General features: G+C 64.4%; 5 protein-coding genes. All 5 read left to right on the top strand.

All coding sequences use genetic code 11. The features are described from left to right. Positions 1 to 1185: FGGY family pentulose kinase (locus tag B3D39_RS06860; protein WP_286789542.1), on the top strand; the 1185-nt coding region annotated here is incomplete at its 5' end. Between the two features lie 134 nt (positions 1186 to 1319). Continuing rightward, complete coding sequence (locus B3D39_RS06855) at positions 1320 to 2054, top strand: DeoR/GlpR family DNA-binding transcription regulator (protein WP_274962204.1); 735 nt, start codon at positions 1320 to 1322, stop codon at positions 2052 to 2054. 132 nt (positions 2055 to 2186) lie between these two features. Beyond that, a complete protein-coding gene (locus tag B3D39_RS06850; protein ID WP_274962205.1) occupies positions 2187 to 3242 on the top strand; it encodes an autoinducer 2 ABC transporter substrate-binding protein in 1056 nt (351 codons plus the stop codon). 76 nt (positions 3243 to 3318) lie between these two features. Continuing rightward, on the top strand, positions 3319 to 4833 hold the full coding sequence (locus B3D39_RS06845) for a sugar ABC transporter ATP-binding protein (RefSeq protein ID WP_274962206.1): 1515 nt from the start codon (positions 3319 to 3321) through the stop codon (positions 4831 to 4833). Beyond that, a partial coding sequence (locus B3D39_RS06840) for an ABC transporter permease (RefSeq protein WP_286789541.1) occupies positions 4830 to 5525 on the top strand: 696 nt, incomplete at its 3' end. The genes B3D39_RS06845 and B3D39_RS06840, both read left to right, overlap by 4 nt.

Genomic DNA, 5525 nt, shown 5'->3' with positions numbered 1-5525 from the left:
GAGGAGCGCCCCGAGATCTACGCGCAGGCGGTGCAGTTCTTCGATCTTGCCGATTTCCTGACATGGAAGGCGAGCGGCGCGCTGGAGCGCACCGCCTGCACGGTCACCTGCAAATGGACCTATCTCGCGCATGAGGGCCGCTGGGATCCCGAGTATTTCCACGCGATCGGCCTTGGCGATCTGGCCGAGGGCGGCTTCGAACGGATCGGTGCGCGTATCGTCGATCCGGGCACGCCGCTTGGGGCAGGGCTGACCGAGGCAGCCGCCGCGCAGATGGGCCTGACGCCCGGAACGCCGGTCGCGGCCGGTCTGATCGACGCCCATGCTGGCGGGATCGGCACCGTGGCGGCGCAGGGCGGGTCGGGCGATCCGGCGCACTGTCTGGGCTATGTCTTCGGCACGTCCTCCTGCACCATGACCTCGACGCGCGAGCCCGCTTTTGTGCCGGGCGTTTGGGGGCCGTATTTCTCGGCGATGATCCCGGGGATGTGGCTCAATGAGGGCGGCCAATCGGGCGCCGGGGCGGCGATCGCGCAGCTCGTGCAATTGCATCCGGCAGCAGCGGAGGCGCGTGACCGGGCGCAGGCCGCGGGCAAATCCGTGCCCGAATTCCTTGCCGATCTCGCGCTCGAGGCGGCGGGTTCGCCCTCGGAGGTCGCAATGCTCGCCGACGGACTTCACGTTGTGCCGGAGTTCCTCGGCAACCGCGCGCCCTTCGCCGATCCCGATGCGCGGGCGGTGATCGTGGGGCAGGGGATGGAGACCGGGCTGGACTCGCTCGTGGCGCTCTACGTTGCGGGGGTTTGCGGGCTGGCCTATGGGCTGCGCCAGATCATCGAGGTGCAGGCCGAACATGGCGCGCCGATCTCGGAGATTTCGATCTCGGGCGGGGCGGGGGCGCATCCCGTCACCCGTCAGATCATCGCCGATGCGACCGGGCGCGACGTCGTGGTCACCCGCTGCGAGGAACCAGTGCTGCTGGGGGCTGCGATGCTTGGCGCGGTCGCGGCGCAGGGCTTCGACGATCTGCAAGGCGCGATGGGCGCGATGTCGCAGGTCGCGACCCGGTTTGCACCCGCAGGCGGCGCGGTGGAGGTGTTGCACGCGGCGCGGTTCAACGCCTTTCTAACGCTGCAATCGACGGCGCGATCGGTGCGCGAGAGCATGGCCAAGGCAGCCGAGTGACGGGGCTCGCTGACAAGGTGTGACGCTGCGGCGCAGTCTTGGTTGGAACGCAGTGCTTGCTTTCGCAGGTCCGGTTTCGGACACTCTGCGGATTATAGAATGCGTTTCGAAACCCAAACCTTGAAAGCCAAATCGTGACCAGACCCAGCCGCCAACAAGAGCGGATCGACCAGATAACCGCCTTGCTCGATGTCTCGCCCGCCCTGCGTTTGCGCGACCTGTCCGAGCAGATGGGCGTGACCGAGATGACCCTGCGGCGCGACGCGGCGCAGCCCGAAGCGGGGTTTGCCTGCCGGGGCGGCTATATCGTCACCACCCGCACGACCGAGCATTACGACTTCGATGCGCAGATGAACCGCGCCATTGACGCCAAGCGCGCGGCGGCGGGTCATGCGCTGGATCTGGTGCCCGAGGGCGCGGTCGTGTTCCTCGATACCGGCACCACGCTGCCCCATCTCGCGCGGCTCCTCGCACAGGGCAAAGCGCGACGAATCATCACCCATTGCTTGACCACGGCGGAGATCCTTCAGGGGCGCAGCAGCGTCCCGGTCGAGTTTCTGGGCGGCGAAATCAAGTCGAGTACGCGCTCCTGCCATGCGGGAAATCCGCACGACCGATTGGCGCCTTTGAACATCGATGTAGCGTTCCTGTCCGCGGGCGGGCTCGATTCCGATGGGGCGCTGAGCTGTTCGCACGAGTACGAAGTCCCCTTGAAACGTGCGGCGATAGAGCTTTCAAAACAGTGTTTTGTCGTCATGGATGCCAGCAAGGTCGGCCAGCGCAAGCCGGTCGTTTTCGCGTCTCTCGACGAGGTTTCGGGCGTCGTCACCGAGGCCGGACTTCTCGCTGCAGCGCAGCTTAAGATGTAGTTGACACTTCCCTTCATCCCCTAGATGGTCCCGAGTTATGTTGCGATCGTAACATTACTTGGAGGGCCGGTTTCGGCATGCGCCTGAACCGGGAAACGCGGACGAGGAGGTCCGCTTGAAGGGAGAATTATCATGAAGCTCGGATTCATTCCGGCCGCTGCATTCGCGGTCGCCATGGCCACCCCGGCACTGGCGCAGCAGGTCGTCGACACGAGCAATGTCGACAAGGAAATGCTCAGCTCCGACAAGACCTATCACATCGCGACCGTTGTGAAGGTGGACGGCATCGCGTGGTTCGACCGGATGCGTGACGGCGTGAAGCAGTTCGGCGACGATACCGGCAGCGACACCTGGATGGTCGGCCCCTCGCAGGCGGATGCGGCAGCGCAGGTGCAGCTGATCGAGAACCTGATCGCGCAGGGCGTGGACGCCATCGCCGTGGTGCCGTTCTCGGTGGAAGCGGTCGAGCCGGTGCTCAAGAAGGCGCGTGATCGCGGCATCGTCGTGGTCAGCCACGAAGCCTCGAACATCAAGAATGTCGATTACGACATCGAAGCCTTCGACAACAAAGCCTATGGCGCGGAGCTGATGGATCACCTCGCCAAGCAGATGGGCGAGAAGGGCAAATACGTCGCCACCGTTGGCTCGCTGACCTCGAAGTCGCAAAACGAGTGGATCGACGGCGCGATCGAACGTCAGAAGCAAGCCTATCCGGATATGTCGCTCGCGACCGATCGTCTGGAGACCTATGACGACGCGAACACCGACTACAACAAGCTGAAAGAGGCGCTGACCGCGCACCCCGACATCACCGGTGTCGTGGGTGGTCCGATGCCGACCTCGGCAGGTGCCGGTCGTCTGATCGCGGAAGGCGGTCTGCAGGGCAAGCTGCACTTCGCGGGCACCGGTCTTCCGTCGGTTGCGGGTCAGTACATCTCGCAGGGCGATATCAGCTACATCCAGTTCTGGGACCCGGCGGTTGCAGGCTACGCGATGAACATGATCGCACTGGCCGAGCTGAAAGCGCGTGATGCGGGCAAGGACCATGCCGATATCAAGGCGGGCACCAACCTCGGTCTCGAAGGCTATACCGATCTCAAGGAAGCCGATAGCGCGGACGCGAAAGTGCTCTACGGGGCCGGCTGGGTCGGCGTGACCAAGGACAACATGGATCAATACGACTTCTGATCCCTGACGGTTCTCAAGCTCGGGTGGCGCGCGCGGTCGCGCCACCCGTTGCCGACCTGCCTGCGAGGAGACCCCCATGGCCACCGCTCCCCTGATCGAGCTGCGCAACATCTCAAAGCGCTTCGGCGGCGTGCGCGCGCTCGATGACGTGTCGCTGACGCTCGACGCTGCCCGCATCCACTGCCTCGCCGGCGAGAACGGCTCGGGCAAATCCACCCTCATCAAGATCGTCTCGGGCGTCTATCAGCCCGACGAGGGCGAGATCCTGATCGACGGAAAACCGGTCGGTAAGCTCGACCCCGCGACCTCGATCGCCCATGGCGTGCAGGTCATCTATCAAGATTTCTCGCTGTTCCCGACGCTGACCGTGGTCGAGAACCTCGCGCTCAATACTTTCCTGCGCGAAGGCAAGACCCGGATCGACTGGACCCGGGCGCGCAAGATGGCGCGTGACGTGCTGGCGCGGCTCGATGTGCCGCTCGATCTCGATGCGACCGTCGAGACGCTGCCCGCCGCAGGCCGCCAGATCGTGGCGATTGCGCGTGCGATGCTCGCCGACGCCCGGCTGATCATCATGGACGAACCCACGACGACGCTCACGGGGCGCGAAGTCGAGCGCCTCTTCCGCATCGTGCGGGATTTGCAGGCCGACGGCATCGCCACGCTGTTCGTCAGCCACAAGATGCGCGAGATGCTGGAAATCTCCGAGCGTCTCACCGTCTTCCGCAATGGCAAGAAGGTCACCGAGGGCCCGATCTCGGACTATGACGAACGCTCGATCACCCGGGCGATGACCGGGCGCGACCTGCATCAGGGGCATTTCCAAGCCCCCGATGTCAGCGGGCGTGAACCGCGGCTGGAGCTGCGCAACGTGACCGTCGGCGACAAGGCGCAGGACATCAACCTGACGCTGATGCCGGGCGAGATCGTCGGCATGTCCGGCCTGATCGGCGCGGGGCGCAAGGCCATCGCGCAGGCGATTTTCGGTCTGCGCAACGACATGACCGGCGAGATGCTGGTCGATGGCAAGCCCGTGATGCCGAAGAACGTCCCCGAAGCGATCGCGGCTGGCATCGCCTATGTGCCCGAGGATCGCCTGTCCGAAGGGTTGTTCCTGACCCGCTCGATCCGCGACAACGCGATCGTCTCCTCGCTGAGCCGCTTCGCACCGCATCTTTGGCTCGATGCCGAGAAGGCGGGGGAGGAGACCCACAAGATGTTCGGCGAGATGGCGATTTCCGCGCCGGGGATCGACGTGCCGGTGGGCACGCTCTCGGGCGGGAACGCGCAGCGCGTGATGATCGGCCGCTGGCTGATGACCGATGCGCGCGTGCTGATCCTGAACGGCCCGACCGTGGGCGTCGATGTCGGCTCTAAAGAGCAGATCCACGGCATCATTCAGGACCTGACCCGCAATAACGATCTGGCGGTTCTGATGATCTCGGACGACCTGCCGGAGCTGGCTGCGAACTGCAACCGCGTGCTGTGCATGACCGAAGGCCGCATCACCGGAGAACTCGCGGGCGACGCGCTGACCGAAGAGGCGCTCGACGCGGCGCTGTCCAATGAAAAACAAGGAGAGCCCGCATGAGATTCCTGCGCAGCTCCGACGCGATCATTCTGGCGATCCTTGCGGTCGCGATGATCTTCATCGGGTTGGTGAACCCGGCCTTCTGGCAAATGTCCAACCTGTTCAGCCTGCTCAAGGAAAACGTCGTCATCGGCATCATGGCCTTGGGCGTGCTGCTGGTGATGATCTCGGGCGGGATCGACGTGTCTTTCACCGCCTTCGCGGTCGCGGGGATGTATCTCGTGGTCCGCTCGATGGTGGCGCTCGACTATAACGGGCTGGTGCTGCCCTTCGCCTCGGCGATCATAATCGGCGGGCTTCTGGGCCTGATGAATGCGGGCATCATCCACAAGTTCAAGATGATCCCTCTGATCGTGACACTCGGCACCGCGTCCGTGGTGCGCGGGCTGGTCCTTGGCCTCGTCGGCACCTCGAACGTGAACATCAACAAAATGCCCGAAGCGCTGGTGAATTTCGGCAAGACCGATCTCTTCGTGCTCGAGCGTGCGAACGGCTCGACCTACGGGCTGACCGCGATGATCGTGATCTATCTGGGCCTCGCCGTCGCGCTGCATCTGGTGCTGAAGCACACGATGATCGGGCGCTCGGTTTATGCCTATGGCGCGGACCCGGAAGCGGCGAAGCGCGTGGGCTTCTCGACCGGCAAGACGATGATCTTCGTCTATGTCACGGCGGGCGCGCTGGCGGGCTTT

The sequence above is a fragment of the Thioclava sp. UBA3469 genome (genome assembly GCF_002378135.1).
Taxonomy (GTDB): Bacteria; Pseudomonadota; Alphaproteobacteria; order Rhodobacterales; family Rhodobacteraceae; genus Thioclava; species Thioclava sediminum.
This window is presented reverse-complemented; position numbering and strand designations above follow the sequence as displayed.